This is a genomic window from Bacillus sp. LR--39 (genome assembly GCF_053613335.1).
Genome location: NZ_JBSIOT010001565.1, coordinates 1 through 523 on the forward strand (window position 1 = coordinate 1; position 523 = coordinate 523).

The 523-nt window shown below is 40.2% G+C and carries 2 pseudogenes; both read right to left on the minus strand.

The features are described 5' to 3' along the window. A pseudogene (locus tag ACWHAR_RS31820) lies at positions 1-127 on the minus strand (hypothetical protein); the annotation flags it as partial. A gap of 178 nt (positions 128-305) precedes the next feature. After that, positions 306-523 (minus strand): annotated as a pseudogene (locus ACWHAR_RS31825) (nicotinate phosphoribosyltransferase); the annotation flags it as partial.

The following is a 523-nucleotide window of genomic DNA, read 5'->3' on the forward strand; positions in this document are numbered from 1 at the left end:
CTGTTGTCGCTTGATCACCGTCAATACCGGAAAAAAAGTTTTTCTCGCTTTCCCTGTATAAAAGCTCGTATGCGACAACTTGTTCTTTTCTGTTGAATATTGGCTGTCTGGCAACGAATACCCTCATTCTTCTTCCCCCTAGCGACTGAGGTGCCTTCGCTTTTAAGTATATCAAATAATTGGGCAAATCCCGTCTGCTGTATAAAAATTCACCCAAATTTGAACTTAATATTGAAAAACAGATAATCCCCGAAGAAATTATCTGTTTCAATCCCCAGTTATGTTAAAAACTATCGTTTACAGAGTCAACCTTGATCCAGACCTTTTTTCGCCTTGATTTTCGCTTCGTGAATTTGCTGCATCTTGTTGTTCCAGCAAGCTTCGCTTAAATCGACAGGATATTCTTCGGGCTTGCTGATCCGCTTATACTCTTCCCAAAGCAAACTGAGAATTTCTTGAACATACCGCTTAATATCCTGAATGCTCGGATTCTCATAGACAAGCTCGCCTTTTTCAAAGATCG